This is a genomic window from Hymenobacter sp. GOD-10R (genome assembly GCF_035609205.1).
GTDB lineage: Bacteria > Bacteroidota > Bacteroidia > Cytophagales > Hymenobacteraceae > Hymenobacter.
Genome location: NZ_CP141184.1, coordinates 253812 through 280373 on the forward strand (window position 1 = coordinate 253812; position 26562 = coordinate 280373).

Sequence of the window (26562 nt, forward strand, 5' to 3'; positions counted from 1 at the left end):
CTACACCTATATGTTAGCTTCCCTTAAGGCGACGTTCCTATTAGGCGCCATTCTGCTCACTACCGCTGCTCGCGCCCAACAAACCAATCCACCTGTTGCGAAGACGCTTGTTGTGAGTCCATTGGTTGGGGAAGTAGTTGATGCCGAAGAGAAAAGCAAGTATGGGTTATTCCCTTATTACAACGCCGACAACTTTCAGGAAGCTCGGTTTGTGCAGTTTACGAGCAACGACAGCACGAGCAGTGCTATCACGCTACAAACCACCTTGCGCAATGGCGATGTTAAGATGCGCTCTTTCACAACCAATGAGTTTGAAAACGTGCGGCGCCAGATCGAAACCCGCGACCAAGAGCTGAAGCGCTATAGCAAGCAGATGCAGAACGTGACGGGCGGTGACTCCATCGGCTCCACGTATTCTGTGGAGTTGCTTTCGGGCAACAGCTTCATCGGTGTGCTGTTGGCGCGGCGCGACAATGAACTGGATTTTTCGACCAAAGACCTAGGTCGCGTTACCATTCAGAAGTCCAACATCCAACGGCTGCAACTGCTTTCCGGCGCGCAGATAAGCCGCGGGTGGGAACCGTTGGGCAATGGTACGCGCATCTTTTTTGCGCCTACTGCGCGCACGTTGCGCAAAGGCGAAGGCTACGTGCAAGACATTGATATCTTCTTTCTAGGTGCTAATTATGGTATCACCGATAATATTTCCGTCGGTGCCTTGATTCCGTTGTTGCCAGGCGTTGGGCTTAATGCCTTTGCACTAACGCCGAAAGTTGGCTTTCCGGTAAGTGAGAAGTTACACGTCGGTGGGGGCGTGCTCTACGCAAACATTTTTGGGTCGAGTGGAGGGCTTGGGTACGGACTAGGTACTTACGGAACAGCCGACAACAACCTAACGCTAGGGCTAGGCTACGGCTTTGCTTCCGGGGATTTAAGCAGCTCTCCAATAGTTGTAGTTGGTGGAGCCACGCGGATATCCCGGCGCATTTCGCTGCTCGATGAGACGTACATCTTCGATGGAGGCTTTGCGGGCTTGTTCGGTCTGCGAGTAGCGGCCACTCGGCTTAGCGGCAGCCTAGGTTTTCTGTACGGAACAGGAGTAGGCGGTATTTATCCTGTTTACGCGGAAGTAGCCTATCGTTTTGGTAAAGCGCGGTAAATGATTGTTAAATAATCACTTGGAAGTCTTGTGTCCATCAAATAATCAGGGTGTTTTAGGGAGATATAATTTTTTATGCGACATCAATTATCTGCCTTTGCAAAAACAGTGAGCGTGCTCAGCCTTTGTATGCTAGGTAATGCAGCTTACGCGCAGCAAGAAGTGAGCAGGATCGTGACCGTGCATCCAATAGTTGGTGAAGTCATCGATCAGCAGGAAAAGCTAGCGTTTGGTCTATTCTCCGCATACCGTTTGGATGACTTCCAGAAAGCTAGCTTCTTTCGTTTCGCAAGCCTCGACAGCACGCGCGGTTCTATCTTGTTGCAGGTTACGCTCCGTAATGGCGAGGTGCGTACCCGGTCTTACTCCGAGCGCGAATTTCAGCAGGTACGAAATTCTATTGAAAGGCAATGCCAACAAACGCTGTATGAACAAAAGCAGGAGGAGCGTGTCGTTGCTCGAAAACAAGCATTGCCTCCGGATACAGCGGCAGCCCCTAAGTACTGGTACGTGGGAGTAGGAGCTACTTATCACAGCTATAATTCGGTTAATAGGCCTTACTGCGAGGCAGAACCACTCTACTTAGCGATAGGCTATACAATCAAACCGCGTGTTGCGCTTCAGGGGGAGGTTCGATACAGTCGTCAGATCAAGAATTTAAGTAACACCAGCGTGCTGAATGGTGAAACATATACTTACCGAACGGAGAGAGATACACGCAGTACGGCAGTAACGCTGTTAGCTCGCTTCCGGAAAAGCCAAACACAGCGGCGTTTGCAATTCGACTGGTTAGCGGGTATTACTATCGTACATGGGCGCGAAAAAGAGACAACCTTTCAAACTTCTTCAACTTATTCGCAGACGTATAACTATCCGATCAACAAAGCAATTCAACCACACCTTGTAGGAGGAATCAGCTTGCGTTATCTACTCGCACCGCATGTAACGCTCGGAACGCAATTACTTCTGAATAAGAACCTAGTTCCTTTCTTCTTTGGGTGGGGCACGCCTTTCGGAGGTGCAGATATTGGGGTAAGCTACTTGTTTGGTGATAGGAAGTTTGCACATGCAGTTAAGTAATACTTACTTAAACAAAAAGCCCCACCGTTCTACAACCGTGGGGCTTTTTGTTGGAGAAAATATCCTAAGCTTCTACTGGTTTCTGCTTCACAGCGAGCTGTCCGCAGGCCGCATCGATGTCTTTGCCGCGCGAGCGGCGCACGTTGGTTTGCACGCCGCGGTCGGCTAGGTACTTATGGAACGCTACCAGCTTATCATCGCCGGTGTTGCGGTAGCTAGCGTTTTCGATGGGGTTATACTCAATGAGGTTGACTTTGCAAGGCAACCACTTCGTAATCTGGAACAGCTCCTCCGCATCTTGCAAGGTGTCGTTGAAGTTCTCGAATACGATGTACTCGTAGGTTACTTTGCGACCTGTTACCTGGTGGTAGTATTGTAATGCTTCCTTCAAAGCTGCCAATGAGTTAGCCTCGTTAATCGGCATAATCTCGTTGCGCTTCGCGTCGTTCGGGGCGTGCAGGCTTAAGGCCAAGTTTGCCTTTACATCATCGTCGGCTAGCTTCTTGATCATCTTGGCAATGCCGGCCGTGCTGATCGTGATGCGGCGCGGGGCCATGTTCAAGCCATCGGGAGCGGTGATGCGCTCCACGCTCTTCACGACGTTGGCGTAGTTCAGCAGCGGCTCACCCATGCCCATGTACACGATGTTGGTGAGCGGCGTGCCGTACTGAGACTCGCACTGCTCCCGAATGCGTACTACTTGGTCGTAAATCTCGGCCGCGTCGAGGTTGCGCTTGCGCTCCATATAGCCCGTGGCACAAAACTTACACGTGAGCGAGCAGCCCACCTGCGAAGAGATGCAGGCTGTCATGCGCGTGTCGTGCGGAATGAGCACACCCTCCACAATATTGCCATCGTACAGCCGGAACGCCGACTTAATGGTACCATCGTTGGAAAGTTGCTGGTTTTGCACCTTCACCCCGTTGATGGCAAAGTGTTGATCCAGTAACTGCCGCGTGCTCAGGGAGATGTTGTTCATCTCCTCAAACGACGAAGCCGTGTTTTTCCACAGCCACTCCAGCACCTGCTTGGCGCGGAACGGTTTTTCGCCGTGCTCCACCATAAAGGCTTTGAGCTCGTCGGGGGTGAGTTTGCGGATGTCGCGTTTGGTGAGTACAGGCAAGGATATCATAGCTGCAAAGATACAACCTAGCAGGCAGTTGGGTTCCCTTTGGATAGTAGAGACGCAATATTTTGCGCCTCATCGTTGAACGGTGTAGCGCGAAGCAGGAGCTTCGCGCCTCGTTGAGCGACCAGTATCTAGGTTGGTAACAACAATTTCGTTCAACGCAGCGCGAAACGGGAGCTTCGCGCTACACGACCTAGGTTGTTTGTGCTAGCAGCAGCTCTGTACTACAACTGCCTTGCGCTGGCTCGGGGAGTAAACCAACCGGCGGCCATTCTCTTCGCCAATGTTGTAGAAAAAGCCGGGCAAGCCAGTTTGTTTGGCTTCTTCCCAGCTCTTTTTATCTGCGGTATAGTTCGTATCAAGCTTGTCGGTTGCTTTCACTGCTTGGTTCAGGAAGCTGTCGTCCACAAAGAATTCTTTCATGCGCTTCTGGATGTAAGCGGTGCGCTGCGCGTCCGTTGGTCTGTCGCCAGCGTACGTGTCGAAGCCGTAATCCAAGAGATAAGTAGCGGGAAATTGGTCGTTCCACAGCGTTTCGCCCTCGGCCGATACGATGCTCAAATTCACCGTACCCGTCAGTACGTCCTTGCCTTTTAGCTGAAGTTTGAATTGATCGGGCTTACTCCGATTAGAAAAAACATGTTGCTCCATTACTTCCTGTAGCACCATGGGTTGAGCAGCCGACGCGGTAACGGCCGCAATAGACGTAGCCGCTGTTTCCTCAGATGATGTAGCATTGGAGGCGGAGCAGCTAAATAGCAAGAATACCAGGCAATAAGAACTGAGTTTCATAGTACTTGAGGTTGAAAAGAACAGTGTAGAAGCAGCAGGGATGGCCGACGGTCGGGCCGTTCTATGTGGTATAAATTAAGAGAGGCTAGGTGGTGTGCGGTTGTCTTCAGTAAGGTATAAGACCTTGGTATACTTCGCAATTTTATTTGTGGAAGTAAAATAAATCCGCTTACCTTGCTCGCAGTAAACTTTAGGGGTGTTCCGCCGCGCGGGACTGAGAAATACCCTTAGAACCTGATCCAGGTAATGCTGGCGAAGGGAAAAGTGAGAAGCGAGAGCCTGTGTGCTGGGGCGTGCACCTACTGAAGTTTATTGTATTGACAATCAACCAGCTAAACCTAGCTCAATGGTTTTCTACGTCAACAATAAACCGCACGAAGCCACCGTGGAACCCACGTTGGCGGCTGCCCTTACCGAGCTACAGCTCGCCGACCAACGCGGCGTAGCAGTAGCCGTGAACGACCGGGTCGTGCCCCGCACGGATTGGGCTAGCTATGCCCTCCAAGCCCAAGACCGCATTACCGTAATCCGCGCAACGCAGGGCGGCTAGGCCGCGCATTTCCCCTCCTTCTTTTTTACGATGAAAAAAGACCAAGCACCCCAGCAGACGCTGGTGGAACGCGCGCCCCTGACCGGCTCGCGCAAGATTTACGTGCCCGGCCAACTCTACGACATTCGGGTGGCGATGCGCGAAATCGTTCTGACGGACACCCAACGCAAGTTCGACTTCACCAACCCCACAGAGGAGAACCCGCCCGTAACGGTGTACGATACCAGCGGCCCCTACACCGACCCAGACGCGGAAATCGACCTAAAAAAAGGGCTGCCCCGTTTGCGCGAAGAGTGGATTGTGAACCGCGGCGACGTGGAAGAACTGCCCGGCGTATCATCTGAATATGGGCAGCTTCGCGCCGATGACGAGAAGCTAGACCACCTGCGTTTCGAGCACATTCGGCGGCCGTATCGGGCTAAGTCGGGGCAAAATGTGACGCAGCTGCACTACGCCAAGCAAGGCATCATCACGCCCGAAATGGAGTATATCGCTATCCGGGAAAACCAGCGCATCGACCAGATAGCCAATGATGACGCGCTGAAAACCCAGCACGAAGGCTACAGCTTCGGGGCGAACACGCCGCAGGGCTTCATCACGCCCGAGTTTGTGCGCGACGAAGTAGCGGCTGGCCGGGCTATTATTCCCTCCAATATCAACCACCCGGAGAGCGAGCCGATGATTATCGGGCGCAACTTCCTGGTGAAGATTAACACGAACATCGGTAACTCGGCTGTGACGTCGAGCATTGAGGAAGAGGTAGATAAGGCCGTGTGGAGCTGCCGCTGGGGTGGCGATACGCTCATGGATTTGAGCACGGGTAAGAATATCCACGAAACCCGCGAGTGGATTATCCGCAACTGCCCGGTGCCAGTAGGTACGGTGCCAATTTACCAGGCGCTCGAAAAAGTAAACGGCAAGGCCGAAGACCTGACTTGGGAGCTGTTCCGCGATACGCTCATCGAGCAGGCCGAGCAAGGGGTCGACTACTTTACCATCCACGCGGGTGTGCGCCTAGCGTACATTCCGCTGACGGCCAAGCGTGTAACGGGCATTGTGTCGCGTGGCGGCTCCATCATGGCGAAGTGGTGCCTAGCTCACCACAAGGAGAGTTTTCTCTACACGCACTTCGAGGAAATCTGCGAAATCATGAAGGCCTACGACGTGGCGTTCTCACTCGGCGATGGCCTGCGCCCCGGCTCCATTGCCGATGCGAATGATGCCGCCCAGTTCGCGGAGCTGGAAACCCTCGGCGAGCTGACCAAAATTGCCTGGAAGCACGACATCCAGGTAATGATCGAAGGCCCTGGCCACGTGCCCATGCACCTGATTAAGCAGAACATGGACAAGCAGTTGAAGGAGTGCCACGAGGCGCCGTTCTACACCCTAGGTCCGCTGACGACTGATATTGCCCCCGGCTACGATCACATCACGTCAGCCATTGGCGCGGCCATGATTGGCTGGTTCGGGACGGCCATGCTGTGCTACGTGACGCCCAAGGAGCACCTAGGTTTGCCGAACAAGAAGGACGTGAAGGACGGCGTAATCACCTACAAAATTGCCGCCCACGCTGCCGACCTCGCCAAAGGTCACCCCGGCGCGCAGTACCGTGACAATGCCCTGAGCAAAGCTAGGTTCGAGTTCCGCTGGGAAGATCAGTTCAACCTCAGCCTCGACCCCGACACCGCCCGCGAGTACCACGACGAAACGCTGCCCGCCGAAGGCGCCAAGGTGGCGCACTTCTGCTCGATGTGTGGTCCGCATTTCTGCTCGATGAAAATCACGCAAGAGGTGCGCGACTTCGCCGCTGCGCAAGATGTGGCTACGGATGATGCGCTAACGAAAGGCTTGGCTGAAAAGGCCAGGGAGTTCGTGGAAAAGGGTAGCGAGATTTATCTGTAATCAATCAGACCGTCATGCTGAGCTTGCCGAAGCATCTCGCATGCAGTGCTAACTCTAATCGTTCAACGAGGCGGTAGAGATGCTTCGGCAAGCTCAGCATGACTGTCTAACAAAAGCAAAGCTGATCAATGCAACTTTCTCGCCCATATGCCCTCAGCATTGCTGGCTTCGACCCTAGCGGCGGAGCCGGCTTACTGGCTGATTGCAAAACCATAGAGGCCAACGGCGTCTATGGCCTAGGTGTGTGCACGGCTTTGACGGTGCAGAACGACGTGCAGTTTGAGCAAGTAAGCTGGGTGCCAGCGGCTACCATCTTAGATCAAGCGCGGCTGCTTTTTACTCGCTTCCCGATTAAGTGGGTAAAGATTGGGCTGTTCGAGAGCCTAGGTCACTTGCCTGAACTGCTTGAGTGGCTGCAGATGCAACAACCACGGGTGCAGATCATCTGGGACCCAGTGCTGAAAGCTAGCGCTGGTTATGATTTTCACAGCGAACCTAGGCAGGCGCTTGTACAGGCACTATGTAAACAGCTAACCTTGCTCACGCCCAACCGCCCAGAGATGTTGCGTCTGTGGCCGGCTGCCAGCGCCGAAGAATCGGCGGCAGCAGTTGCCGCTTTCTGTCCGGTACTGCTGAAAGGTGGCCACGCAGATGGGGATGTTGCTACCGATATCCTCTTCGTGGATGGCGACCAGCACGCTTTTACCGCGCCGCGCCTACCGCACGGCGAAAAACACGGTAGCGGCTGCGTGTTATCGGCGGCTATTCTGGCGGGGCTGGCGAAAGGGTATTCGCTGGTAGAGGCGTGCCGCGAAGGGAAGACTTACACTAGTGCATTTCTGGCCAGTACCGATACGCTGCTAGGATACCACGCGGTAGCGCGAATTATGTAGTTCGCGCTTGGAAAGACAGAGGTGAATGAAAGCGGACGCGAACGACAAAGTCCGCGCTACACGAACCAAGAAGACAACATGCAAATTAGCCGACTTCATTATATAACCGACTCACCCGCGCTAGCTGACCTAGCTTGCCAAGGCGGTGTCGACTGGGTGCAGCTACGGGTGAAAAACCTCTCCTATGCTGCCTGGGAACAACTCGCCCTGGACGTGCGGCAGGTGTGCCGTAAACACGGCGCTAAGCTCATTATCAACGACAACCCGCAAATAGCTCAGGCAGTAGGGGCCGATGGCGTGCACCTTGGCAAGCAAGACATGCCGCCGCAGGAAGCCCGCGCTATTCTTGGCCCCGACTACATTATCGGCGGCACAGCCAACACGTTCGCCGACATCGAAGGCTTGGTAGCGGCTAAGGTGGATTACATTGGGCTAGGCCCGTTTCGCTTTACGACTACCAAGCAGAATCTAAGTCCCATTCTTGGGCTGGAAGGCTACCAAACGCTGCTAGCTCAGTGTCGTGCCGCCGGGTTTGAGGTGCCGATTATTGGTATTGGCGGCATCATTCTGTCGGATGTAGAGGCACTCCGCGCTACGGGCTTGCACGGCGTTGCTGTATCGGGCGCGGTGTCGGGCACGGCGGATCCGGCTGCCGCGGCAACTCAATTCTTAACAGCTCTCGCCAGTTTACCTACTGTTGTATGATGACTCAGCCGCTCACGATTGCCGGTCGCACCTTTACGTCGCGCCTATTCACTGGCACCGGCAAGTTTAGCTCAGCGGAGCTGATGGAAGAAGCGCTGCTGACTTCCGGCTCGGAGCTGGTGACCGTAGCCCTGAAGCGTGTGGATGTAGCAGATAGCCAGGACGATATTTTGCGCCACCTAGCTCACCCACAGTTCAACCTACTACCAAATACCTCCGGTGTGCGGACCGCTAAAGAAGCTGTGTTTGCGGCTCAATTGGCCCGCGAAGCGCTGGAGACTAACTGGATCAAGCTCGAAATTCATCCCGACCCCAAGTACCTGCTCCCCGACCCCGTCGAGACGCTAAAAGCGGCCGAGGAACTGACAAAGCTAGGCTTTGTAGTGCTGCCCTACATTCACGCCGACCCGGTGCTGTGCAAGCGCCTAGAGGAAGTAGGCGTAGCTGCCGTGATGCCTCTAGGTTCGCCCATTGGTAGTAATAAAGGGTTGCTAACTAGGGAGTTTCTGGAAATCATTATTGGCCAGAGCCGGGTGCCGGTGGTAGTCGATGCGGGTATCGGAGCGCCTTCGCACGCAGCGGCGGCTCTCGAAATGGGTGCCGATGCGGTGCTGGTGAATACGGCTATTGCGGTTGCGGGTCAGCCGGTGCAAATGGCACATGCTTTTCGGATGGCAGTAGAAGCCGGACGGTTGGCGTATGAGGCGCGGCTTGCGGCACCTGTAGCGCACGCAGAAGCTAGCTCGCCACTAACGGCTTTTCTGGATTAGAACACCCACAAAGATCGTCATGCTGAGCCTGTCAAAGCATCTCGCGTGCTGACGTCTGCAACGAAGCGAGCGAGATGCTTCGACAGGCTCAGCATGACGGACTACCTTAAACTCTGTTGACTATGAGCTTCCGCCCAATCTTCGACGCGCACAGCTGGGACGACGTCAAAGCTAGCATCTACACCAAAACAGCTGCGGATGTAGAGCTAGCTTTGCGCGCCCCTAAGCGTACGCTGGAAGATTTCAAAGCGTTGATTTCGCCGGCTGCCGCGCCCTATTTGGAGCAGATGGCCCAGCTTAGCCACCAGCTCACGCGCAAGCGCTTCGGCAACACGGTGCAGCTGTATGTGCCTATGTACCTGTCGAATGAGTGTCAGAATATCTGCACGTACTGCGGCTTCAGCCTCGATAACAAGATCCGGCGGCGCACACTCAGCGGCGTGGAGATGCTACAAGAAGCGGCTGTGCTGAAGTGTTGGGGCTACGAGCATGTGCTGCTGGTAACGGGCGAGGCCAACCAGACTGTAGGCGTTGAGTATCTGCGCAAAGCTATTCAGGTGCTACGCCCGCACTTCGCCCAGATCTCTATGGAAGTGCAGCCACTGGATCAGGAAGAGTATGAGCTACTAGTGCCGGAAGGCTTGCACGCGGTGCTGGTATACCAGGAAACCTACCATCAGCATGATTACAAAAAGCACCACCCAAAAGGCAAAAAGTCGAATTTCTACTACCGCCTGGAAACGCCGGACAGGCTAGGTCGAGCCGGCGTGCACAAGATGGGGCTAGGCGTATTATTTGGGTTGGAAGATTGGCGCACCGACAGCTTCTTCACGGCCCTGCACCTCGATTACTTGGAGCGCACCTACTGGCAAACCAAGTACAGCTTATCATTCCCCCGCCTACGCCCGGCCGAAGGTCTGCTTCAGCCCAAAGTCGAAATGACTGACCGCGAGCTGGTGCAGCTAATTTGCGCCTACCGTCTGCTCAACGAAGAAGTAGAGCTGTCCATCTCAACTCGCGAGACGCCCACTTTCCGCGACCATATTGTGCGGCTAGGTATCACGTCGATCAGCGCTGGCTCCAAAACCAACCCCGGCGGCTACATCGTGGAGCCGGAGTCGTTGGAGCAGTTCGAGATTTCCGACGAGCGCAGTCCCCAAGAAATTGCCGCCATGCTGCGCCGCCAAGGTTATGAACCCGTCTGGAAGGACTGGGATGCGGCGCTGATGGCTATAGCACGTTAAAAAACGGTGTAGAGACACATACTTGTGTCTCGTCGTTGAACGACTGGCACCCAAACGACGCAGCTTAAACAACCTCAGCAACGATTGAGACACAAGTATGTGCCTCTACATCATTCTGCTAAACTTTTCCACTATGACTACTGCCGAATTTCGTCGCTACGACCGCCACATTCGCCTGCCAGAAATCGGGTTGGAGGGCCAGCAGAAGCTGAAGGCTGCCCGCGTGCTGGTGGTAGGGTGCGGTGGCCTAGGTTGCCCCGTGCTTCAATACCTGACCGCTGCCGGCGTCGGCACCTTAGGGTTGCTCGACTTCGACACGGTAGACGAAACCAACTTGCAGCGCCAGGTCCTCTACGCGACGGCCGATGTCGGCCGCCCGAAAGCGGAAGTAGCGGCGGAAAAGCTGCGGGCGCAAAACCCGTTCATCACCGCGCAGCCCCACCTAGCTCGGCTGGCTGCTGCCAACGCCCGCACGCTGCTGGCAGATTACGACCTAGTAGTTGATTGCTCCGACAACTTCGCCACGCGTTACTTGCTGAACGATGCTTGCGTGCTGCTCGGCAAGCCGTTCGTATTCGGTGCTATTTTCAAGTTTGAAGGCCAAATAAGCGTCTTCAACTACCAAGGTGGGCCAACCTACCGCTGTCTCTTTCCCGAGCCACCCGACGACTCGCCCAACTGCTCGGAAATCGGAGTGCTCGGCGTTTTACCCGGCATAGTAGGTACGTTCCAGGCCAATGAGGCGATTAAGCTCATCACAGGGGTAGGGGAGGTGCTCAGTGGACGGCTGCTTATGCTGGATGCCTTGACCTTAGCTTTCACAACTTTTGCTTTTGAGGCAGTAGCCGCAAACCGAATACCATGCGAGCTGATTGATAATCAACTTATTTGTGAAACGGATGCGGTGCCCGAAATCACGGCAGCGGATTTGAAGCAACAGCTGAAAGGCGAGAAAGCACTGCTATTGCTCGATGTGCGTGAAGAACAGGAGTATGCCACGCGCAACATCGGCGGCCGGCTTATTCCGCTGGGGCAACTCGCGGCAGCGCTGCCTACCCTAGCCCGCGACAAGCCCATTGTGGTGCATTGCGCCAGCGGCCGCCGCAGCCAGCAGGCGGTGCGGCTGCTTCAGGCGCACGGCTTTGAGCAAGTCGCCTCGCTGCGCAACGGCCTAGCTGATTTTTGATCGGATAGCCTGAAAAGCTGCTACTGGATCGGGCGCTTGCCAGACGGCGCCGAGCACCGCCGCACCCGCAAACCCTGCTTGCTGGGCCGCGCCAACGTTTTCTGCCGTGATACCTCCCAGCGCTATTACGTGCGGGGCATATTGCGCCCGGTATTGTAGCTGCTGCAAGGCCTGCGGCAAAGAACCTAGGTCGAAAGCGCTGCCGTAACCTGCCTTGCTGATGCTGTCGAAAATGGGGCTGAGCAGCACGTAGTCGTAGTGGCGCCGGTGCTGCTGCACTTCCTCCAATGTGTGAAAAGAGGTAGACAATGATTGACCCACCGGCAGCAAGCTAGGCCGCCACGTGTGGCGACTGCGCGCGGGCAAGTGCAGGCCATGCAGCGCATAGCGCTGAGCCAGTGCGTAGTGCGAGTGCAGTACGATACGCGAATGAAACAGCGCTGGTATTGCTCGAAAGTAATCCTCCAATTGGGCCTCGGGCCAATAGGGCTTGCGCAAGTGAAACAACCCTAGCCCCGCTTCAAACAACTGAACCAGCGTCGAAATTTCGTTCGGGCTCTCTTCGGGTGGCGAAATAAGTAAGAGCGTAAAGGCCATGTGAGCAGGCGCTTACTTATGCTCTGGCAAGCCAGTGACTATCCCCGCTGGCAACGGACGGAGCTTGCGGGTGTTGTAGTCGAAGCACAGCATGCCGGTTTTGGCCCGCGCAATTTCGCGGTCATCCTGCGCCTTCACCCAGTACACCACGTCGAAGCCGTACTTGTTTAAATCAGCCGCTGCTAGCTGGATATGAAGAATATCGCCGTGGAAACCTTCCCCTTTGTATTCGATGGCCACGTCAGCCATAATGAGGCCTAGCTGGGTTTCGGGCTCGAACTCTGGAATACCGATGTGCTGTAGAAACTGCACCCGTGCTTCGTGCAAAATGCTGAGTAGCGCGTCATTACCGAGGTGGGCGCCATAGTTTAGGTCAGTAATCCGCACGGGAATCTTAACCGTGAATAGAAAAGTATCAGGAAGGGCTACTTTTACGCGGGCCATTAGCTTGGTAGATAATAAGTATGAAGCCTTGAGAAGTAAGACTTTTGTACGTTGCCTAGCCTCACAGGTCTTGTCCGCAAAGATCTCACTTCTCATGTCTCTATGCTTATGTCTATACAAGTAGAAGTTCGCACCACCGAAGATGGCTCCAGTACGCTCTACGTACCCGCGCTAAATGAGCATTACCACTCCACGCATGGCGCCGTGCAGGAAGCCATGCACGTGTACCTAGGTGCCGCATTAGAACCGGCTTTAGCGTCTGACAAAACCCCGGTGCGAGTATTGGAGATTGGTTTTGGCACCGGTCTGAACGCATTGCTGACGTTACAGCGCGGCCTCACTGCGCCAGTGGCGGTGGCCTACGACACGATAGAAAAATACCCGCTGTCGGGGGAGGTCATTGCCAGCTTGCAAGCCGAGCGCTACCTGCTCAACCCGGAGCTGTTCGGGTTCTACGAGCAGCTCCACGCCGCCGCTTGGGACGAAGCCGTGCCATTGCTGCCCCGTTTTCTGCTGCGCAAAATCACGGGCGCTTTGCAGGAAACGCACCTAACTGCCAACCGATATGACGTCATTTATTTCGATGCCTTCGCGCCGGAGAAGCAGCCGGATATGTGGACCGATGAGGTGTTTGTCCAACTCTACGAAGCCGCTGCGCCGGGCTGCCTGCTCACCAGCTACTGCGCCAAAGGCAGCTTTCGGCGGAGTCTGAAAGCGGCCGGTTGGCTCATCGAAAAGCTACCTGGCCCGGCCGGAAAGCGGGAGATGACGCGAGCTAGCAAGCCAGTGTTGGCTTGAGAAAAGAAGACGTTTACTAACGCACCGACAGATAGCCAAGATATTACACATGACCAACGTAGCCGATAACCAGCCAGGACAAGCGTCACCCATCATCAAGCCCGAAGAACTGCTCCGTCTCAAAGGCACGCCGGAGCTCGTCCTCATCGATGTGCGGACGGGGCCGAACGTGCAGGCTAGGTACGCTGCCTCTCACCTGGAGGACGCCCTGTGGGTAGATCTGGAAGAGGAGCTGGCGCACAAAGCCGCCACGCCCGCCGATGGTGGGAGGCACCCGCTACCCAGCGCCCAAGCCTTTGCGGAGCTGCTAGGTCACCTAGGTATTAGCCCGACTTCGCATGTGGTGGTGTACGACGACAAGAACGGCGCAAATGCCGCTGCTCGGTTTTGGTGGATGCTGAAGGCCCTAGGGCATCCGGCCGTGCAAGTGTTGGATGGTGGCTTAGACGCGGCACTTGCGGCTGGCTTTCCCGCTAGTTCTACCGCCCCGCAGCCCGCTGCGGGGCCGATTTACCCGCAAAGCAGCTGGCAGTTGCCATTTGCATCGGTGGAGGAGGTAGAGCAAGCCGCTCAGGCGCCTGATCAGCTGGTCATTGATGTGCGCGATGCGATTCGCTACCGGGGCGAGCAGGAGCCGATTGATTTGATTGCGGGCCACATTCCGGGCGCAGTAAACATTCCGTTTACCAGCAATCTGGACGCTAACGGCTTTTTCCTGGCGCCTGAAGTGCTCCGGGAGAAGTACACGGAAGCACTTCGTAACTATCAACCGGAAAAGGTGGTTGTACATTGCGGCTCTGGCGTTACGGCGTGTCATACCCTGCTGGCTATGGCCTACGCCGGCCTACCAATTCCGAAGCTATATGTAGGCTCGTGGAGTGAGTGGTCTAACAGCGGCCGCGCCGTTGCAACGGAAGTATAAAGATTATTTAGAACTAGGAACAACTGATAAACGATGTCGATAGCCTCAGAAAGTGACTTGCTTGGGATGCAAAAAATCAGCGAAGCAGTAGGACTGACGCTGAAGCACATGCGGGAATACGCCCAACCCGGCATGACGGCCAAGCAGTTAGATGAATATGGCGGCAAGCTCCTGCAAGACCTAGGTGCCAAGTCGGCGCCCCGCCTCACGTACGGTTTCCCAGGCTGGACGTGCATCAGTGTGAACCAGGAAGTGGCGCACGGCATCCCGTCGGCGCACAAGGTGCTGCAGGAAGGCGACTTGATCAACATCGACGTGTCGGCGGAGCTAGATGGCTTTTGGTCCGATAACGGCGGGTCTTTCGTGCTCGGCCACGACCAACACGCCCATCAGCCGCTGGTTGATGCCTCGAAGCGCATTCTACAGAAAGCTATTTCACAAGTTAGAGGTGGCGTGAGAATCGCAGAGATTGGTCGCCTAATCGAGAATGAAGCGCGCAAATCGGGCTACAAGGTCATTCGCAACCTTGCCGGTCATGGTATCGGGCGGGGCTTGCACGAGGAGCCCCACGAAATCCTGAACTGCTACGATGGGCGCAACCGCGCACGCTTCAAGAAAAACTCCGTGGTGGCCATCGAAACGTTCATCTCCACGGCTTCTAGCTACGCCGAGGAACAGCAAGACGGTTGGACGCTGATAGGCAATCGTGGCGGCTTTGTGGCACAACACGAACACACAGTGGTCGTTACCGACGGCAAGCCGATCATTCTGACGGCCGCAAACGGCATTTGGGAGTAGTATTGCTTACAGTCGGTAAGTAGTCGCCAGCAACGATGCACTAACGAGTCACTTCACCCTAGCTTCACCTTGCCGCATTCTGCGTATGTTGCAGAAGCTATGAGTCGTAAATTTCTCGAAACGGAAAGCCCAACGTGGGTGGAGAAGGGCATCATCACTGCCGAGCAGCAGGAGCGGCTGCTGGGGCTCTACCCACCCGATGAAAAAGCCATTGGCTTGTTGCCACTGCTCGGGAGCTTGCTGGTAGGGCTGAGCGCCCTGAGCTTAGTTGCTGCCAATTGGCAAGGCCTCCCCGAAACGCTGCGGCTAGGTATTCTGCTGAGCTCACTGGCTGGGAGCTACGCCGCGGGTGAGCATTTTTTGCGGCGCGGTAATTACTCCCTGGGCATTGGGTTAGTAGGGCTAGGTCTGATCTTGTTTGGCTCCGCCATCATCTTGGTCAGCCAGATGTACCAGCTTATTGGGTACGATGTAACGGGCTTGGTGGCGTGGGCTGTGGCTGCTACTGGCCTCACATACCTATACCGCAGCCGCGCGCTGTTCCTAATGACAGTGGTCATTAGCTGCATCGTGCAAGGATACAACACCGGCCAACTTGGCGCGTTCAGCTACGCTACGGCTGCTTTCACGGCGCTAAGCCTAGGCTATTACTGGTGGCGCAACCCAGATTCCTTGATCGGCACGGTACTATCGGTGGGACTACTCTGGCAGGCGGGCTTACTAGTGAGCTTCCTGCACATCAAAATCACTTGGTTCTTCGTAGGCGCCATGTTGATCTACACCCTCGGCGATTGGCAGACCGACCGGCCCGCTGGCCGATCTATGCAAGGCCCGCCTATTGCGGCGGCGTTTCTGTTTATGCTAGGCTTAGCCATTTTTGGGGAAGCAGGTAGCTACACCGATATGCTCCGTCCGCCGTTGCTAGCCTATTTGGCGGCGTTAGGAGCGGTGTTTGCGCTATCGTTGGTAGCTAAGCGCAAACGGGGCCGCTTGGGTGGCGCCACCGACTGGCTGCTATTGCTTCCTGGCTTCTACCTGCCCGGTGGCTTACCGTTGGCCATAGCTGCGCTAATAGTGCTCTATGCCTACACGGGCACGCTGCTTTGGCGCGCCCACCAAGAGCAGAACCCCGACCGCGTGACGCTTGGTACGGTGCTGTTCATCCTGACAACGGCTGTAGCTTACTTCAAGCTAACCTGGGGCTTCATGGATAAGTCGTTGTTCTTCCTGCTTGGCGGGATCTTGCTGCTGGGCCTCAGCTGGTATTTGCAACGGCGCGCCGCCCAGACCCTAGCTTCCGAATCAACCGACAAACCGGCGCGCTAACTGCTCATGGCCACTCCGCTCCCTCAAAATCATCGGCGTTGGGTGTTGCTACTTGTGGCAGCGCAGATGCTGTTCATTCTGGCCGTGGCTGCCGCTGGCTACGCCACTACCGCCTATGGCCGGGTCGTTACGCTACGCACCTTGCCCGTCGACCCGCGCGACTTGCTTTACGGCGACTATGTACGCCTGAACTATACCATTAGCCAACTACCAATTGCGTTGTGGCAGGAAACGACGTTGCCCCGCCGCCGGCAGGCGGTGTACGTGGTGCTGCGCCCCGCCGGAGAAGCCTACGAGGCCGTGCGCGTCTACTTGCAAGAGCCAACTGAGCTTCCCCCTGATCAGATTGTATTACGTGGCTGGATTGAGGATCGATATCGGCGTAGCCTGCATATTCGCTACAATCTAGAGCGCTACTATGTGCCCGAAGGCAAAGGCAAGGAACTAGAGCGGAAAGGCCGGCAACACATTATGCTCGTGCGCGTGAGCATCGCGCCCTGGGGACAAGCTCGAATTACGGAAACGCAGGTGTTGCCGTAGAGGTAATCAAAAAAAGAACCCCGCCAAGGCTCAAAGCTCTGACGAGGTTTTTGATGACTTGCTTACTTACTTTACAAACCGTTTTTCTTAAGCAACTCCCGATCCGTGCGGTCTAGGTTTACCAGCGCGTATTTCTTCTGATTGGTAATGCTCATTTCGTCTAGCGCATCTACTAGGTTCTGGTAGTTTGCCTCGTCGCTCGACTTGATTAGCACAACGGAGCCAGGCTGCTGACGTTGCCGGTCTAGCAGGACTTGTCGTAGGCCTTCGGCGGCAAATGTAGTTGTGTGCAGTGCTGGGTGCGAGCTAGCATCGTTCACCCCAAAGAAATAATGCACTTGGTTATGCTTGCCTAGGATAAGCGTAAGGGCCCGGCTTTCGGGTACAGCAGTATTGCGAATGTCTGGCTCGGGCATGTTCAGCGTCATCACCGTCGGCTTACTGAATGTGGTGGTGAGCATGAAGAAGGTGAGCAGCAGAAAAGCTAGGTCCACCATCGGGGCCATGTCGAGGTGGAAGCCCACTTTGCGGGCGCGCGGTTTGCCGTCTTTTGCGGCGGGAGCGGAAGGCTGAATTTCGGCCATAGGGATGAGTTGGTTGAGGTGAAAGGTATTGGTACTCATCCAACGCCACATGGTGTAGCTGTATTGTCCTATATAGTAATGCCTTAAAACCGCCACACCCGTTCCGGCGTGATGCACGCGTGCAGCGGCACATCACCATCCCAGGCATCTTCAATACGCTTCACGGGCGGCTCCAAGCTCAGGCCAATTCGCACGGTGTCAGGCCGACATTCTTGCAAGAATCGGTCGTAAAAACCCTTGCCGTAGCCCACCCGGTGACCTAGCTCATCAAACGCGAGCAGCGGCAACACCACCGCGTCGAGAGCGGCGGGTACTACTTCCGCGGCACCAACTGGCTCCGGAATGTGCCAGCGGCTTTCAACGAGCTGCGTTTGGGGAGTGAGCTGGTAATGACGCAAGCTCACCCCATCGGGCTGTACAACCGGCACGGCCACCTGCACCGAGGGGTGCTCTCGCCATAGCTGCCGGATGATGAGCCACGTATCCGGCTCTTTCTGCCGGGCAACGGGCAGAAACACGTGCAGCCAGTGCCAACCCGCTACTTCAAAGTGTTGAAATAGTTGCTCCGCTAACTGCAGATTACGCTGAGCTAGGTCTTCCGGGGCGAGGGTGCGGCGCCGGGCAAGCATCTGCTGGCGGAGTTCGGCTTTTAGCACGCTACTCTTCCTCCAAAACAACAAAATTCAGCGCTAGCGGCTCAAAAGCCTCCAGGAGTTGCGCCACGAATTGCGGATTGTTGATGAGAATAGACAAGACGTTGTCTTCCCGCTCTTGCAGGCTGCCACCGGGGAAAAGCTTGTCCTTCAATGCAGTGAGTTGCGAGTAAGCTGTTTCGTGCTTGGCTTCGGCAGCTTTGCTCAAGCGCTTCTCCAGGCCCGCCACACCGCCCGCCGCCTTCTGGGCTTCGGCGGCTACGGTCTTTACTAATGTGGGGTCAAGGCGCTGGGCTAGGTCCGCTATTTCTTTGAAAACGGCAGCCAAAGCTTGTTGCTGAGCCGCCAAACTTACTTCTTCCTGACCTAGGGTGGCACCCACTTGCTTCTTCAGATCGGGCAGGGGCTTGAACAGATCAACCGGCGTCAGACCTAGCTTGCGGAGTTTGCCCGCGTTAGCACGACCTAGGTACAAGGCCGAATTACGAGGCAGTAGGATGGGAAAGGGTACGTTGTTATCAGCGAATACTTGCTTAAGCTGAAACCAGTAGGCGACTTCGGCGCCACCTCCCACGTAGCAGAGGTTAGGCAGTAGAATTTCTTGGTACAAAGGCCGCAGCACCACGTTTGGGCTGAACTGCTCAGGGTGCTGTTGGGCTAAAGTCAGGAGTTCCTCCTGGCTGTAACATCGGCTAGTGTTGCGCACGGCAATACAGTCGCCTTCGGGCTCTAGCCGCTCGCGCTTGCCTTCTTCCGTGATAAAGAACAAGTTGAGAGGGCGGGAGTATACTTGAGGCTTGTAGCCAGCCGTTTCCAGTTCAGCATTCGTGGTCTGCACGGCCTTATTAGAAGCCTGCTCCCGAATTTCCCGCTCTAGCACTGGCACGAAAGCCTGCTTCAGCGTCGGGCTGTCGCCGTCGATGCTGACCAAACCTAGCTCCCCGAACAGAGCGTGCGTGAGCTTGCGCGTTGCCTCCGTTAGCGTTTCTGACTCGCGGTAGGCTTGGTGAAACAAGGCGGGTACATCAGCAGGCAGTTGGTCGAGGATGGCTTCCGACAGGCCACCTAGCGGCAAGCGGCCTACGGGTCCGCCAACTTCAGCCGCCGACCATTCATACCGCTTACCGAACAGGTTGAAGTGGTTGATTTCGGCGAAGTCATGATCTTCCGTGGCCATCCAGTACACCGGCACAAAATCGTGCTGCGGAAACCGCTCTTTAAGCTGCTGGCACAACTTAATGGCAGTCACGATTTTGTAGACAAAGTACAGCGGGCCCGTAAGAAGGTTAAGCTGGTGCCCAGTCACTACTGTGAACGTAGTGTCTTTTTCGAGCAGGGCTAGGTTAGCTGCCACATTAGGGTGAATGTCAGCCAAGCCAGTGTACTGCTCCTGTAAGGCCGTTACTAAGCGTTGGCGCGCTTCGGGTGCGTACGCCTGTTTCTTCTCTGCTAGTTGCGCTTCAAACGCATCCAGCGCCGGAAAGCGGTGATAATAAGGTTGAAGCTCCGGGCGCTGGGCTAGGTAATCCGTAAGAAGCGAGGAAAAAGCGCCGGTCGTTTTATAATCGAGATGATGAAGGGGCATGACGAAGGCCAAAGGTTGCGGGTGCAAAGTCCGCAAAAAAAAAGCAGACCCACGTTGAGTCTGCTTTTGCAGCGGGTTCCAAGCAGAACCCGCTAGAGTCGTAAATGTTCCTTACAGGTGCAGCGCTACTCGAAGAGTAGGCGTCGCACAACGACGTTACACTAGCGTGCCGTACAAATCGAAGTCCGATACGTTGTTGATTTGCACCGTTGCGAAGTCGCCAAGGCGCACGTACGTATCAGGAGTAGCGGGCACCAGCACTTCGTTGTCAACTTCGGGCGAGTCGTATTGCGTGCGGCCCACAAAGTAGCCGCTCTCCTTACGGTCAAACAGCACTTTGTACGTCTGACCTACCTTTTCCTCGTTCATTTCCAGCGAGATGCCTTGCTGAAGCTCCATGATCTGGTCGGCGCGGTCCTGCTTCACTTCAGCGGGCACATTGTCTTCCAGCGTGTACGAGTGCGTGCTCTCCTCGTGCGAGTAAGTAAAGATACCGAGGCGGTCAAAGCGGGTTTGCTCCACAAAATTGTACAGCTCCTCGAAGTCCTGCTGCGTCTCGCCGGGGTGACCAGCAATTAGCGTGGTGCGCAGGGCAATGTCGGGCACGCGCTGCCGAATGGTGTCCACTAGCTCAATCGTGCGGCGCTTGCTGATGCCGCGGCGCATGGTTTTCAGCATGTTATCCGAAATATGCTGCAAAGGCATATCTAGGTATTTGCAAATGTTCTCGCGCTCAGCCATTACATCCAACGCATCCAATGGGAACTGCGACGGATAAGCATATTGCAACCGAATCCAGTCGATGCCAGGCACGTCGGAAAGGTGGCGCATCAGATCCGCTAGCTTCCGCTCGCCGTAGTGCTGCAGGCCGTAGTAAGTAAGGTCCTGGGCAATGAGAATCAGTTCTTTTGTGCCCATGCCAGCCAAGCGCTTGGCTTCGCGCACCAAATCCTCAATGGGTCGGTCGACGTGCTTACCGCGCATCAGCGGAATGGCACAGAATGAACACGGGCGGTTGCAGCCTTCCGCAATCTTGAAGTAAGCGTAGTGCTTCGGCGTCGTAATCAGGCGCTCACCTATTAGCTCGTGCTTGTAGTCGGCATTGAGCACCTTCAGCATCTGCGGCAGCTCCAGCGTGCCGAAGTAGGCATCGACCTGCGGAATCTCTATCTCAAGGTCGTCTTTGTAGCGCTGCGAGAGGCAGCCTGTCACATAGAGTTTTTCCAAGCGGCCTGCCTCTTTCTCATCGGCGTAGCGCAGGATGGTATCGATGCTTTCCTGCTTGGCATTGTCGATGAAGCCGCAGGTGTTAATAATCACAATGTTAGCGTCCGACTGCTCTGCTTCGTGCGTTACATCGAACTGGTTGGCCTTGAGCTGCCCCATGAGCACCTCTGAGTCGACCACGTTCTTGGAGCAGCCTAGGGTAATGACGTTTACTTTATTCGCCTGCTGGCTTCTGACTTTCACAGTACTGCTGAATTGATATGATTTGAGCTAAGGCAGAGAATAGAAAACTAGTTCCCTCCTTGCTATAAGGTGAGAACTAGTTTTTATCAATGGCAGTAGCTTTTACTTCTTAGAAAACAATGAATTAACGAACGTGCGGCGGTCAAAAAGCTGCAAATCCGTCATTTTCTCGCCTACGCCGATATAGCGCACCGGAATGTTAAACTGGTCGGAGATGCCAATAACCACGCCGCCCTTAGCGGTGCCGTCGAGCTTGGTAATAGCCAGAGCCGAAACCTCCGTGGCCTTGGTAAATTCCTTGGCCTGTAAGAACGCGTTCTGCCCAGTGCTGCCATCCAGTACGAGCAAAACCTCGTGCGGTGCGTCAGGAATGACCTTCTGCATCACCCGTTTGATCTTCGAAAGCTCGTTCATCAGGTTCACCTTATTATGCAAGCGGCCTGCGGTATCGATAATTACCACATCGGCCTGCATATCAACGCCTTTCTGCACGGCATCATAAGCAACGGAGGCAGGGTCAGTGTTCATGCCGTGCGAAATAACCGGTACGCCCACGCGCTGGCCCCAGATAATAAGCTGGTCAACGGCAGCAGCGCGGAACGTATCAGCGGCACCGAGCACCACCTTCTTACCCGCCGAGTGGAAGCGGTGAGCTAGCTTGCCGATGGTCGTGGTTTTGCCCACGCCATTCACGCCCACCACCATAATCACGAAGGGCACGCCAGTGTTGTCGGGGCGTTCCAACACGGCCGTCGAACCGGAGTTGTTGTCAGACAGCAAGTCGGCAATTTCTTCACGCAGAATACGGTCTAGCTCGCCCGTACTCACGTACTTATCCCGGGCTACACGGTCCTCGATGCGCTTGATAACTTTGACGGTCGTATCGATGCCCACATCGGCGTGCACAAGCAGCCCTTCTAGGTCATCGAGTACCTCTTCGTCAACCTTCGCCTTACCAACAACTGCCTTGCTGAGCTGATTGAAGAAGCTGGTCTTGGTCTTTTCCAGACCTTTATCCAGCGACTCCTGCTGCTCCTTGTTCTCCTTGTCCTTCTTGAAAAAGTCGAAAAGTCCCATGTAGTTCGGGGTAGCGCGAAGCTCCAGCTTCGCGTGTCGTTGCTGATAGTGAACGACCAATGTAACAGCTAATGCTAGCTGTTCAGTAATGCGCAAAGCTGGAGCTTCGCGCTACAACGCAAAAAAGTCCCACGCTGGCGGGACTTCTTCACTTCAGATAAGATGCCATCAGGCGAAGCTTACTTGGTACCAGATACCAAATACTCTTGCACTTTGTCAACGGGCACCATTTCCTCGCGGAACGTATAGGCACCAGTTTTTTCTGATTTTACGGCGCGAATGACTTTTGCCCAGTCTTTGCCCGTAGCTGTTTTCAGGGTTGCTACTACTTTCTTAGCCATTGCTCAGGTTACTTGATTTCCTTGTGAACGGTCATCTTCTTGAGCACGGGGTTGAATTTCTTCAATTCAATGCGCTCAGGCGTATTCTTACGATTCTTCGTGGTGATGTAGCGCGAGGTACCCGGCTGTCCCGAGTTCTTGTGCTCGGTGCACTCGAGGATTACCTGCACCCGGTTTCCTTTCTTAGCCATCTCGACTGGGTTTTTTGGATTAAGGACTGCAAAGGTACGGCGATTTTTGAAATTATCAAATTGCCAATCGACTATGTACTTTATTTACAAGTCGCTGGTTCCAAGAATTGCACGTACTTGGCACCTGCTAGCTAAAACAGGCACCCATAAAAATCGGCAACGAAACGAGCATTTGCATCTAAAGAATGCGGGCTTGTTTCGTTGCCGGTATACTGGATAGGAAGCTAGCTGCTAGCTCCTGGCAAAATCTAGTAAACGATGAAGCCTTGCTCCTTGGCCTTCTTCAGGACCGACATGATACCATTCTTGTTGATGGTACGGATGGTAGAGGCAGCAACTTTCAGCGTTACCCAAGCATCTTCTTCAGGGATGTAGAAGCGCTTCTTCTGCAAGTTGGGGTAGAACTTACGCTTGGTTTTGTTGTTGGCGTGCGAAACGTTGTTGCCTACGCGGGTACGCTTGCCGGTCAGATCACAAACTCGGGCCATGATATTTAGAGACTTAGAGGTTTCAATGCTGGAAAAAGGGACGCAAATATCGGTAAAAGTCTGATAAGACCAAATAGGGAGGCTGAAAAATAGCAGGTTAGCTAAATTAAGAACTCGGCGACGACCCTTTTTTCTCCTTTCGAAATCCCCAAGGACAGTGTCGGCAGCCGCTTTGACAACAGTAGCCGCGTTTTAAATGATACTGTTCGGTGAAGACCATATAGCCTTCCGGTGTTAAGTAATAATCACCGGGTTGGAGCGGTTGGGGCGTGACGTTGGGCATAAGGAAAGGCTGCAAGATACAGCCCTGCGAGAACTTAGGAACGCTATTTGGATAGCATAGAACAAGAATACTTAGCTGTGTTCAACCAAGTTCTATCGTATCCTATAGCGTAACTGTTATGATTAAAATTGTACTAACAGGTGCTTTCATCCTGATAGCAAGTGTTTGTAGTTCCGCGCAGCAGTGCTTAGTTGACAAGCCAATCGTAGCTTCTCAAGATGAGTTACCAGAAGCGACAAATACGCTTCAGATAAAAAAACAGCTCAATGCGGTTATTGCGGCACCTATACTCAAAGCTCGCCGCTCATTACCTCAGACCAAGCAGCGCTACCTGATGGGCCTCGAATCGGAAGAAAAGCTTTTTTTAACTGCTCGTATTTTCGACAAAAGTGGGGTGTTTGAGCAAGTGTTTACTGAGGTGCGAGACTGGAGCAAGGATTCTGTGACTGCTGTAATCGTCAGTGACTTAGACGCAGTTAGGGAATACCAAAAGGGCCAAACTATCACGTTTTCAGATAAGAACGTGCTGGACTGGATTATCATCAGGCCTGATGGAACAGAGGAAGGAAACTTTGTGGGTAAATACATTGCTAGCCTTCAGCAGTAGCGGCTAGCTGCATACCAAGCTTCTCTACTTCGGTATGTTCTTTAGGTCCTGGAGTGTGCCGCTGCTCTGGAATTTTACTTCGCTGTCTTTAGGGTTTTGCTTGCCAGCCGCTACAGTTATCGAGCCATTAACACGATAGGGTGTCTTCTTGGCTTTAAACAGCGTCTTGAATGCCACCTTTGGCATAGCTTTCGGTTCAAACTTCACGTGGATAGGCATCATCGTGGTGCCGCGTTTTCGGAAGGACACATCCTTCGTTTCTACACCCTTCACTTGCATATCATCGCTAATTCGGAAATCGTAGGCGACGCGCTTCACCGTGAAAGGGAAGGGATTGTAGTTGGTTACTTTGATGGTGATGGTGGCCCGGCCGTCCTTCAAACCTAGGTGGGTGACATCAATGTCGGCGATTTCAAAGTGTGGCAGCTTCGGCACGTAGATCCGTTTGCTGGCGCGTATTGGAATGCGCTCGGTGCCTAGCAGTGGCAGACGCGTGTAAGCGTCCATCGTGATGGCTACGTCAACACAATCACGCTGAATGGTCTTGATCTTATGAGCCACTTTGCTCAAGTCCATGTTCACGGGGATGTCTAAGGTGCTAACGCCCTTGCTCTTCACAGTCGTTGGCCGGTCCTTGGCGCCGCGACTAATAGCTGTGCCGTCGATATAGGTCACGTAGCGGAAGCTGTCTATTGTCATGCCGAGCGGCACGTGATTGCGCAGTTGCACGTGCATTTGGGCCTTCAGCGAATCGGGCGTGATGTTACCGGTCTGCATGCTGACATTTTCCAACGTTGGTAACAGGTCTTTGCCTTTGTTGGTGGCGAAATAGCCGATAACGCCTGCCGCTACTACTAGCAAAAGCAGAACGAGCAGCGTAGTCAGAATAGGGTGACGCTTATTAGAGGAACGAGAAGCCATGCGGAATAGGTTAAGTCAGTCTAGTGTCGAGCTAGGAAAGCCGAATTATATACGGTTGAGCATCAATTGTTTGGTAAGAAGTACGAGGGGTGCTGTATGCTAGGTTGCCGTCGGGCTCGTTTAAATAAACTGACCAGCCTAGACTTACCTTTTTCCGTAAGTTTGAGCACAGCCCTTTTCGTAGGCTTTCCCACCTGTTTACCTCTTTCTATATGGAAGCTACTTCTGCTACCACCCGCCGCAGCCACGAGCTTATGGAACTCGAAGACCGCTACGGGGCACACAATTATCATCCACTGCCTGTGGTACTTAGCCGCGGCGAAGGTGTACACCTTTGGGACGTGGAAGGAAAACGCTACTATGATTTTCTGTCGGCGTACTCAGCTGTCAACCAGGGGCATTGTCACCCACGCATCATTGGGGCGCTAACGGAGCAGGCCCAGAAGCTGACACTGACGTCGCGTGCTTTTTTCAACGACCAACTTGGGGCAACCGAGAAGCAGCTGTGCGAGCTGTTTCACTACGACAAAGCCCTACTGATGAACTCCGGTGCTGAAGCAGTGGAAACGGCACTGAAGCTAGCTCGCAAGTGGGGCTACCAGGAAAAGTGGATTGCCCCGAATAAGGCGCGGATTGTGGTGGCGGAACACAACTTCCACGGCCGTACTACCGGCATCATTTCCTTCAGCACCGACCGCGACAGTACCGGCGGGTTTGGTCCTTATAACCCTGGCTATCAAGTTGTCCCTTACGACGACTTAGAGGCGCTGGAAGAAGCCGTAAAGGATCCACACGTGTGCGCTTTCCTCGTGGAGCCAATTCAGGGAGAAGCGGGCGTGGTGGTGCCCTCTGAGGGGTATCTGGCCAAAGCGTATGATATCTGTCAGGCACACAAGGTGCTATTCATTGCCGATGAAATTCAGACAGGCCTAGGTCGCACAGGCAAGCTGCTAGCGACGGATTACGAAAGCGTGCACGCTGATATTTTGGTGCTAGGCAAAGCGCTGTCGGGCGGTGTGCTACCCGTATCGGCGGTGTTGGCGCGCGACGAAATTATGCTTACAATTCAGCCAGGCCAGCACGGATCCACGTTTGGCGGCAACCCGCTAGCATGCGCCGTATTGCGGGCGGCACTGGATGTGTTGCAAGAAGAAAAGCTAGCTAACAACGCTGCTACCTTGGGCGAAATTTTTCGGGAGCGAATGCGCCAGATACAAGCCAAGCGCCCCGGCGTAGTGGAAGAAGTACGCGGGAAAGGCTTGCTCAACGCTGTGGTAATCATTCCGACGGAGGATGGCCGTACAGCCTGGGATGTGTGCGTGATGCTGATGGAGCGTGGCGTGCTCGCCAAGCCGACGCACGGCGACATCATTCGGTTCGCGCCTCCTTTGGTTATCAACCAAGAACAACTGCACGAAGCCTGCGACATTATCGAGCATGTGCTCCTAGCTTTCTAACTTATCAGAGTGCGTACATGGTGCGTTGATCGAGACCTAGACCATTCTGCCTTGGCAGCAATAAGGGGCC

Annotated in this window: 30 protein-coding genes and 1 riboswitch; of the genes, 16 read left to right on the forward strand and 14 right to left on the reverse strand. The window is 54.5% G+C overall.

The features are described 5' to 3' along the window. Positions 1 to 10 precede the first annotated feature (10 nt). Complete coding sequence (locus SD425_RS01055; RefSeq protein WP_324674504.1) at positions 11 to 1159, forward strand: hypothetical protein; 1149 nt, start codon at positions 11 to 13, stop codon at positions 1157 to 1159. Between the two features lie 75 nt (positions 1160 to 1234). After that, positions 1235 to 2239: a hypothetical protein gene (locus SD425_RS01060; RefSeq protein WP_324674506.1), complete on the forward strand. Its 1005-nt coding sequence runs from the start codon at positions 1235 to 1237 to the stop codon at positions 2237 to 2239. A 64-nt stretch (positions 2240 to 2303) separates the two neighbouring features. Here SD425_RS01060 and rlmN read toward each other — a convergent pair whose 3' ends face one another. Together rlmN and SD425_RS01070 are read right to left on the reverse strand one after the other, a co-directional pair. Further along, the gene (gene rlmN / locus SD425_RS01065) at positions 2304 to 3371 is read right to left on the reverse strand and encodes a 23S rRNA (adenine(2503)-C(2))-methyltransferase RlmN (RefSeq protein WP_324674508.1); all 1068 of its coding nucleotides are present in this window, start codon (positions 3369 to 3371) and stop codon (positions 2304 to 2306) included. 204 nt (positions 3372 to 3575) lie between these two features. Continuing rightward, the gene (locus tag SD425_RS01070; RefSeq protein WP_324674510.1) at positions 3576 to 4160 is read right to left on the reverse strand and encodes a hypothetical protein; all 585 of its coding nucleotides are present in this window, start codon (positions 4158 to 4160) and stop codon (positions 3576 to 3578) included. Positions 4161 to 4342: 182 nt separating this feature from the next. Next, a riboswitch (TPP riboswitch) is annotated at positions 4343 to 4438 on the forward strand. Positions 4439 to 4506: 68 nt separating this feature from the next. Here SD425_RS01070 and thiS point away from each other — a divergent pair. From thiS to SD425_RS01105, 7 genes are all read left to right on the forward strand, one after another. Next, entirely contained in the window at positions 4507 to 4710 is a 204-nt protein-coding gene (gene thiS / locus SD425_RS01075; protein ID WP_086592275.1) for a sulfur carrier protein ThiS, read from the forward strand. Between the two features lie 30 nt (positions 4711 to 4740). Beyond that, positions 4741 to 6612 (forward strand): phosphomethylpyrimidine synthase ThiC, encoded by a 1872-nt coding sequence (gene thiC, locus SD425_RS01080; RefSeq protein WP_324674513.1) that lies wholly within the window; start codon positions 4741 to 4743, stop codon positions 6610 to 6612. Between the two features lie 128 nt (positions 6613 to 6740). Beyond that, positions 6741 to 7505, forward strand: a complete 765-nt coding sequence (locus SD425_RS01085) for a hydroxymethylpyrimidine/phosphomethylpyrimidine kinase (RefSeq protein WP_324674515.1) — start codon at positions 6741 to 6743, stop codon at positions 7503 to 7505. 78 nt (positions 7506 to 7583) lie between these two features. Then, positions 7584 to 8210, forward strand: coding sequence for a thiamine phosphate synthase (locus SD425_RS01090; RefSeq protein WP_324674517.1), 627 nt, complete (start codon positions 7584 to 7586; stop codon positions 8208 to 8210). Next, positions 8210 to 8980 (forward strand): thiazole synthase, encoded by a 771-nt coding sequence (locus SD425_RS01095; protein WP_324679480.1) that lies wholly within the window; start codon positions 8210 to 8212, stop codon positions 8978 to 8980. Before SD425_RS01090 ends, SD425_RS01095 begins: the two co-directional genes overlap by 1 nt. A 122-nt stretch (positions 8981 to 9102) precedes the next feature. Continuing rightward, a complete protein-coding gene (gene thiH, locus SD425_RS01100; RefSeq protein ID WP_324674519.1) occupies positions 9103 to 10224 on the forward strand; it encodes a 2-iminoacetate synthase ThiH in 1122 nt (373 codons plus the stop codon). A gap of 133 nt (positions 10225 to 10357) precedes the next feature. Continuing rightward, a complete protein-coding gene (locus SD425_RS01105) occupies positions 10358 to 11410 on the forward strand; it encodes a HesA/MoeB/ThiF family protein (RefSeq protein WP_324674521.1) in 1053 nt (350 codons plus the stop codon). Here SD425_RS01105 and SD425_RS01110 read toward each other — a convergent pair. Next, positions 11396 to 12007 (reverse strand): thiamine phosphate synthase, encoded by a 612-nt coding sequence (locus SD425_RS01110; RefSeq protein WP_324674523.1) that lies wholly within the window; start codon positions 12005 to 12007, stop codon positions 11396 to 11398. The genes SD425_RS01105 and SD425_RS01110 overlap by 15 nt on opposite strands. A 12-nt stretch (positions 12008 to 12019) precedes the next feature. Continuing rightward, on the reverse strand, positions 12020 to 12451 hold the full coding sequence (locus tag SD425_RS01115; RefSeq protein WP_324674525.1) for a thioesterase family protein: 432 nt from the start codon (positions 12449 to 12451) through the stop codon (positions 12020 to 12022). A gap of 108 nt (positions 12452 to 12559) precedes the next feature. Between SD425_RS01115 and mnmD the strand changes: the two genes are divergently transcribed. The 5 genes from mnmD (at position 12560) to SD425_RS01140 (ending at position 16835) form a co-directional block, all read left to right on the forward strand. Then, complete coding sequence (gene mnmD, locus SD425_RS01120) at positions 12560 to 13249, forward strand: tRNA (5-methylaminomethyl-2-thiouridine)(34)-methyltransferase MnmD (RefSeq protein ID WP_324674527.1); 690 nt, start codon at positions 12560 to 12562, stop codon at positions 13247 to 13249. A gap of 49 nt (positions 13250 to 13298) precedes the next feature. Further along, complete coding sequence (locus SD425_RS01125; protein WP_324674529.1) at positions 13299 to 14171, forward strand: sulfurtransferase; 873 nt, start codon at positions 13299 to 13301, stop codon at positions 14169 to 14171. A 33-nt stretch (positions 14172 to 14204) separates the two neighbouring features. Continuing rightward, on the forward strand, positions 14205 to 14969 hold the full coding sequence (map, locus tag SD425_RS01130; protein WP_324674532.1) for a type I methionyl aminopeptidase: 765 nt from the start codon (positions 14205 to 14207) through the stop codon (positions 14967 to 14969). A gap of 99 nt (positions 14970 to 15068) precedes the next feature. Beyond that, a complete protein-coding gene (locus tag SD425_RS01135) occupies positions 15069 to 16295 on the forward strand; it encodes a DUF2157 domain-containing protein (RefSeq protein WP_324674534.1) in 1227 nt (408 codons plus the stop codon). A gap of 6 nt (positions 16296 to 16301) precedes the next feature. Continuing rightward, complete coding sequence (locus tag SD425_RS01140; protein ID WP_324674536.1) at positions 16302 to 16835, forward strand: GDYXXLXY domain-containing protein; 534 nt, start codon at positions 16302 to 16304, stop codon at positions 16833 to 16835. 71 nt (positions 16836 to 16906) lie between these two features. On the opposite strand, the gene SD425_RS01145 is transcribed toward SD425_RS01140, so the two are convergent. The 9 genes from SD425_RS01145 to SD425_RS01185 form a co-directional block, all read right to left on the reverse strand. Further along, on the reverse strand, positions 16907 to 17458 hold the full coding sequence (locus tag SD425_RS01145) for a biopolymer transporter ExbD (protein WP_324674538.1): 552 nt from the start codon (positions 17456 to 17458) through the stop codon (positions 16907 to 16909). A 44-nt stretch (positions 17459 to 17502) separates the two neighbouring features. Continuing rightward, positions 17503 to 18048: a 5-formyltetrahydrofolate cyclo-ligase gene (locus SD425_RS01150; protein WP_324674541.1), complete on the reverse strand. Its 546-nt coding sequence runs from the start codon at positions 18046 to 18048 to the stop codon at positions 17503 to 17505. Positions 18049 to 18076: 28 nt separating this feature from the next. Continuing rightward, positions 18077 to 19657: a bacillithiol biosynthesis cysteine-adding enzyme BshC gene (bshC, locus tag SD425_RS01155; RefSeq protein ID WP_324674543.1), complete on the reverse strand. Its 1581-nt coding sequence runs from the start codon at positions 19655 to 19657 to the stop codon at positions 18077 to 18079. Between the two features lie 156 nt (positions 19658 to 19813). Then, a complete protein-coding gene (gene rimO, locus SD425_RS01160) occupies positions 19814 to 21127 on the reverse strand; it encodes a 30S ribosomal protein S12 methylthiotransferase RimO (RefSeq protein ID WP_324674545.1) in 1314 nt (437 codons plus the stop codon). A 102-nt stretch (positions 21128 to 21229) separates the two neighbouring features. Beyond that, positions 21230 to 22204, reverse strand: coding sequence for a signal recognition particle-docking protein FtsY (ftsY, locus tag SD425_RS01165; protein ID WP_324679482.1), 975 nt, complete (start codon positions 22202 to 22204; stop codon positions 21230 to 21232). Between the two features lie 179 nt (positions 22205 to 22383). Continuing rightward, on the reverse strand, positions 22384 to 22545 hold the full coding sequence (locus tag SD425_RS01170) for a DUF4295 domain-containing protein (RefSeq protein ID WP_324674547.1): 162 nt from the start codon (positions 22543 to 22545) through the stop codon (positions 22384 to 22386). A gap of 8 nt (positions 22546 to 22553) precedes the next feature. Beyond that, positions 22554 to 22736 carry a 50S ribosomal protein L33 gene (rpmG, locus tag SD425_RS01175; RefSeq protein WP_045689232.1) on the reverse strand — a complete coding sequence of 61 codons (183 nt, stop codon included), beginning with the start codon at positions 22734 to 22736 and terminating at the stop codon, positions 22554 to 22556. A 248-nt stretch (positions 22737 to 22984) separates the two neighbouring features. Continuing rightward, on the reverse strand, positions 22985 to 23224 hold the full coding sequence (gene rpmB, locus SD425_RS01180) for a 50S ribosomal protein L28 (RefSeq protein WP_045689230.1): 240 nt from the start codon (positions 23222 to 23224) through the stop codon (positions 22985 to 22987). 106 nt (positions 23225 to 23330) lie between these two features. Beyond that, positions 23331 to 23507 (reverse strand): DUF5522 domain-containing protein, encoded by a 177-nt coding sequence (locus tag SD425_RS01185; RefSeq protein ID WP_324674554.1) that lies wholly within the window; start codon positions 23505 to 23507, stop codon positions 23331 to 23333. A gap of 118 nt (positions 23508 to 23625) precedes the next feature. On the opposite strand from SD425_RS01185, the gene SD425_RS01190 reads away from it, so the two are divergent. Next, positions 23626 to 24114 carry a hypothetical protein gene (locus SD425_RS01190; protein ID WP_324674556.1) on the forward strand — a complete coding sequence of 163 codons (489 nt, stop codon included), beginning with the start codon at positions 23626 to 23628 and terminating at the stop codon, positions 24112 to 24114. Between the two features lie 24 nt (positions 24115 to 24138). Here SD425_RS01190 and SD425_RS01195 read toward each other — a convergent pair whose 3' ends face one another. Continuing rightward, the gene (locus SD425_RS01195; RefSeq protein ID WP_324674558.1) at positions 24139 to 25035 is read right to left on the reverse strand and encodes an LEA type 2 family protein; all 897 of its coding nucleotides are present in this window, start codon (positions 25033 to 25035) and stop codon (positions 24139 to 24141) included. A 212-nt stretch (positions 25036 to 25247) separates the two neighbouring features. Here SD425_RS01195 and rocD point away from each other — a divergent pair, with 212 nt between their 5' ends. Next, positions 25248 to 26492, forward strand: a complete 1245-nt coding sequence (gene rocD, locus SD425_RS01200; protein ID WP_324674560.1) for an ornithine--oxo-acid transaminase — start codon at positions 25248 to 25250, stop codon at positions 26490 to 26492. Positions 26493 to 26562 lie beyond the last annotated feature (70 nt).

What these genes read in the sequence shown, in the direction of transcription:
- SD425_RS01055 (WP_324674504.1), top strand. Translation starts at nt 11, where the DNA reads ATGTTAGCTTCCCTTAAGGCGACGTTCCTATTAGGCGCCATTCTGCTC.
- SD425_RS01060 (WP_324674506.1), top strand. Translation starts at nt 1,235, where the DNA reads ATGCGACATCAATTATCTGCCTTTGCAAAAACAGTGAGCGTGCTCAGC.
- rlmN (WP_324674508.1), bottom strand. Translation starts at nt 3,371, where the DNA reads ATGATATCCTTGCCTGTACTCACCAAACGCGACATCCGCAAACTCACC.
- SD425_RS01070 (WP_324674510.1), bottom strand. Translation starts at nt 4,160, where the DNA reads ATGAAACTCAGTTCTTATTGCCTGGTATTCTTGCTATTTAGCTGCTCC.
- thiS (WP_086592275.1), top strand. Translation starts at nt 4,507, where the DNA reads ATGGTTTTCTACGTCAACAATAAACCGCACGAAGCCACCGTGGAACCC.
- thiC (WP_324674513.1), top strand. Translation starts at nt 4,741, where the DNA reads ATGAAAAAAGACCAAGCACCCCAGCAGACGCTGGTGGAACGCGCGCCC.
- SD425_RS01085 (WP_324674515.1), top strand. Translation starts at nt 6,741, where the DNA reads ATGCAACTTTCTCGCCCATATGCCCTCAGCATTGCTGGCTTCGACCCT.
- SD425_RS01090 (WP_324674517.1), top strand. Translation starts at nt 7,584, where the DNA reads ATGCAAATTAGCCGACTTCATTATATAACCGACTCACCCGCGCTAGCT.
- SD425_RS01095 (WP_324679480.1), top strand. Translation starts at nt 8,210, where the DNA reads ATGACTCAGCCGCTCACGATTGCCGGTCGCACCTTTACGTCGCGCCTA.
- thiH (WP_324674519.1), top strand. Translation starts at nt 9,103, where the DNA reads ATGAGCTTCCGCCCAATCTTCGACGCGCACAGCTGGGACGACGTCAAA.
- SD425_RS01105 (WP_324674521.1), top strand. Translation starts at nt 10,358, where the DNA reads ATGACTACTGCCGAATTTCGTCGCTACGACCGCCACATTCGCCTGCCA.
- SD425_RS01110 (WP_324674523.1), bottom strand. Translation starts at nt 12,007, where the DNA reads ATGGCCTTTACGCTCTTACTTATTTCGCCACCCGAAGAGAGCCCGAAC.
- SD425_RS01115 (WP_324674525.1), bottom strand. Translation starts at nt 12,451, where the DNA reads ATGGCCCGCGTAAAAGTAGCCCTTCCTGATACTTTTCTATTCACGGTT.
- mnmD (WP_324674527.1), top strand. Translation starts at nt 12,560, where the DNA reads ATGTCTATACAAGTAGAAGTTCGCACCACCGAAGATGGCTCCAGTACG.
- SD425_RS01125 (WP_324674529.1), top strand. Translation starts at nt 13,299, where the DNA reads ATGACCAACGTAGCCGATAACCAGCCAGGACAAGCGTCACCCATCATC.
- map (WP_324674532.1), top strand. Translation starts at nt 14,205, where the DNA reads ATGTCGATAGCCTCAGAAAGTGACTTGCTTGGGATGCAAAAAATCAGC.
- SD425_RS01135 (WP_324674534.1), top strand. Translation starts at nt 15,069, where the DNA reads ATGAGTCGTAAATTTCTCGAAACGGAAAGCCCAACGTGGGTGGAGAAG.
- SD425_RS01140 (WP_324674536.1), top strand. Translation starts at nt 16,302, where the DNA reads ATGGCCACTCCGCTCCCTCAAAATCATCGGCGTTGGGTGTTGCTACTT.
- SD425_RS01145 (WP_324674538.1), bottom strand. Translation starts at nt 17,458, where the DNA reads ATGAGTACCAATACCTTTCACCTCAACCAACTCATCCCTATGGCCGAA.
- SD425_RS01150 (WP_324674541.1), bottom strand. Translation starts at nt 18,048, where the DNA reads ATGCTTGCCCGGCGCCGCACCCTCGCCCCGGAAGACCTAGCTCAGCGT.
- bshC (WP_324674543.1), bottom strand. Translation starts at nt 19,657, where the DNA reads ATGCCCCTTCATCATCTCGATTATAAAACGACCGGCGCTTTTTCCTCG.
- ftsY (WP_324679482.1), bottom strand. Translation starts at nt 22,204, where the DNA reads ATGGGACTTTTCGACTTTTTCAAGAAGGACAAGGAGAACAAGGAGCAG.
- SD425_RS01170 (WP_324674547.1), bottom strand. Translation starts at nt 22,545, where the DNA reads ATGGCTAAGAAAGTAGTAGCAACCCTGAAAACAGCTACGGGCAAAGAC.
- rpmG (WP_045689232.1), bottom strand. Translation starts at nt 22,736, where the DNA reads ATGGCTAAGAAAGGAAACCGGGTGCAGGTAATCCTCGAGTGCACCGAG.
- rpmB (WP_045689230.1), bottom strand. Translation starts at nt 23,224, where the DNA reads ATGGCCCGAGTTTGTGATCTGACCGGCAAGCGTACCCGCGTAGGCAAC.
- SD425_RS01185 (WP_324674554.1), bottom strand. Translation starts at nt 23,507, where the DNA reads ATGCCCAACGTCACGCCCCAACCGCTCCAACCCGGTGATTATTACTTA.
- SD425_RS01190 (WP_324674556.1), top strand. Translation starts at nt 23,626, where the DNA reads ATGATTAAAATTGTACTAACAGGTGCTTTCATCCTGATAGCAAGTGTT.
- SD425_RS01195 (WP_324674558.1), bottom strand. Translation starts at nt 25,035, where the DNA reads ATGGCTTCTCGTTCCTCTAATAAGCGTCACCCTATTCTGACTACGCTG.
- rocD (WP_324674560.1), top strand. Translation starts at nt 25,248, where the DNA reads ATGGAAGCTACTTCTGCTACCACCCGCCGCAGCCACGAGCTTATGGAA.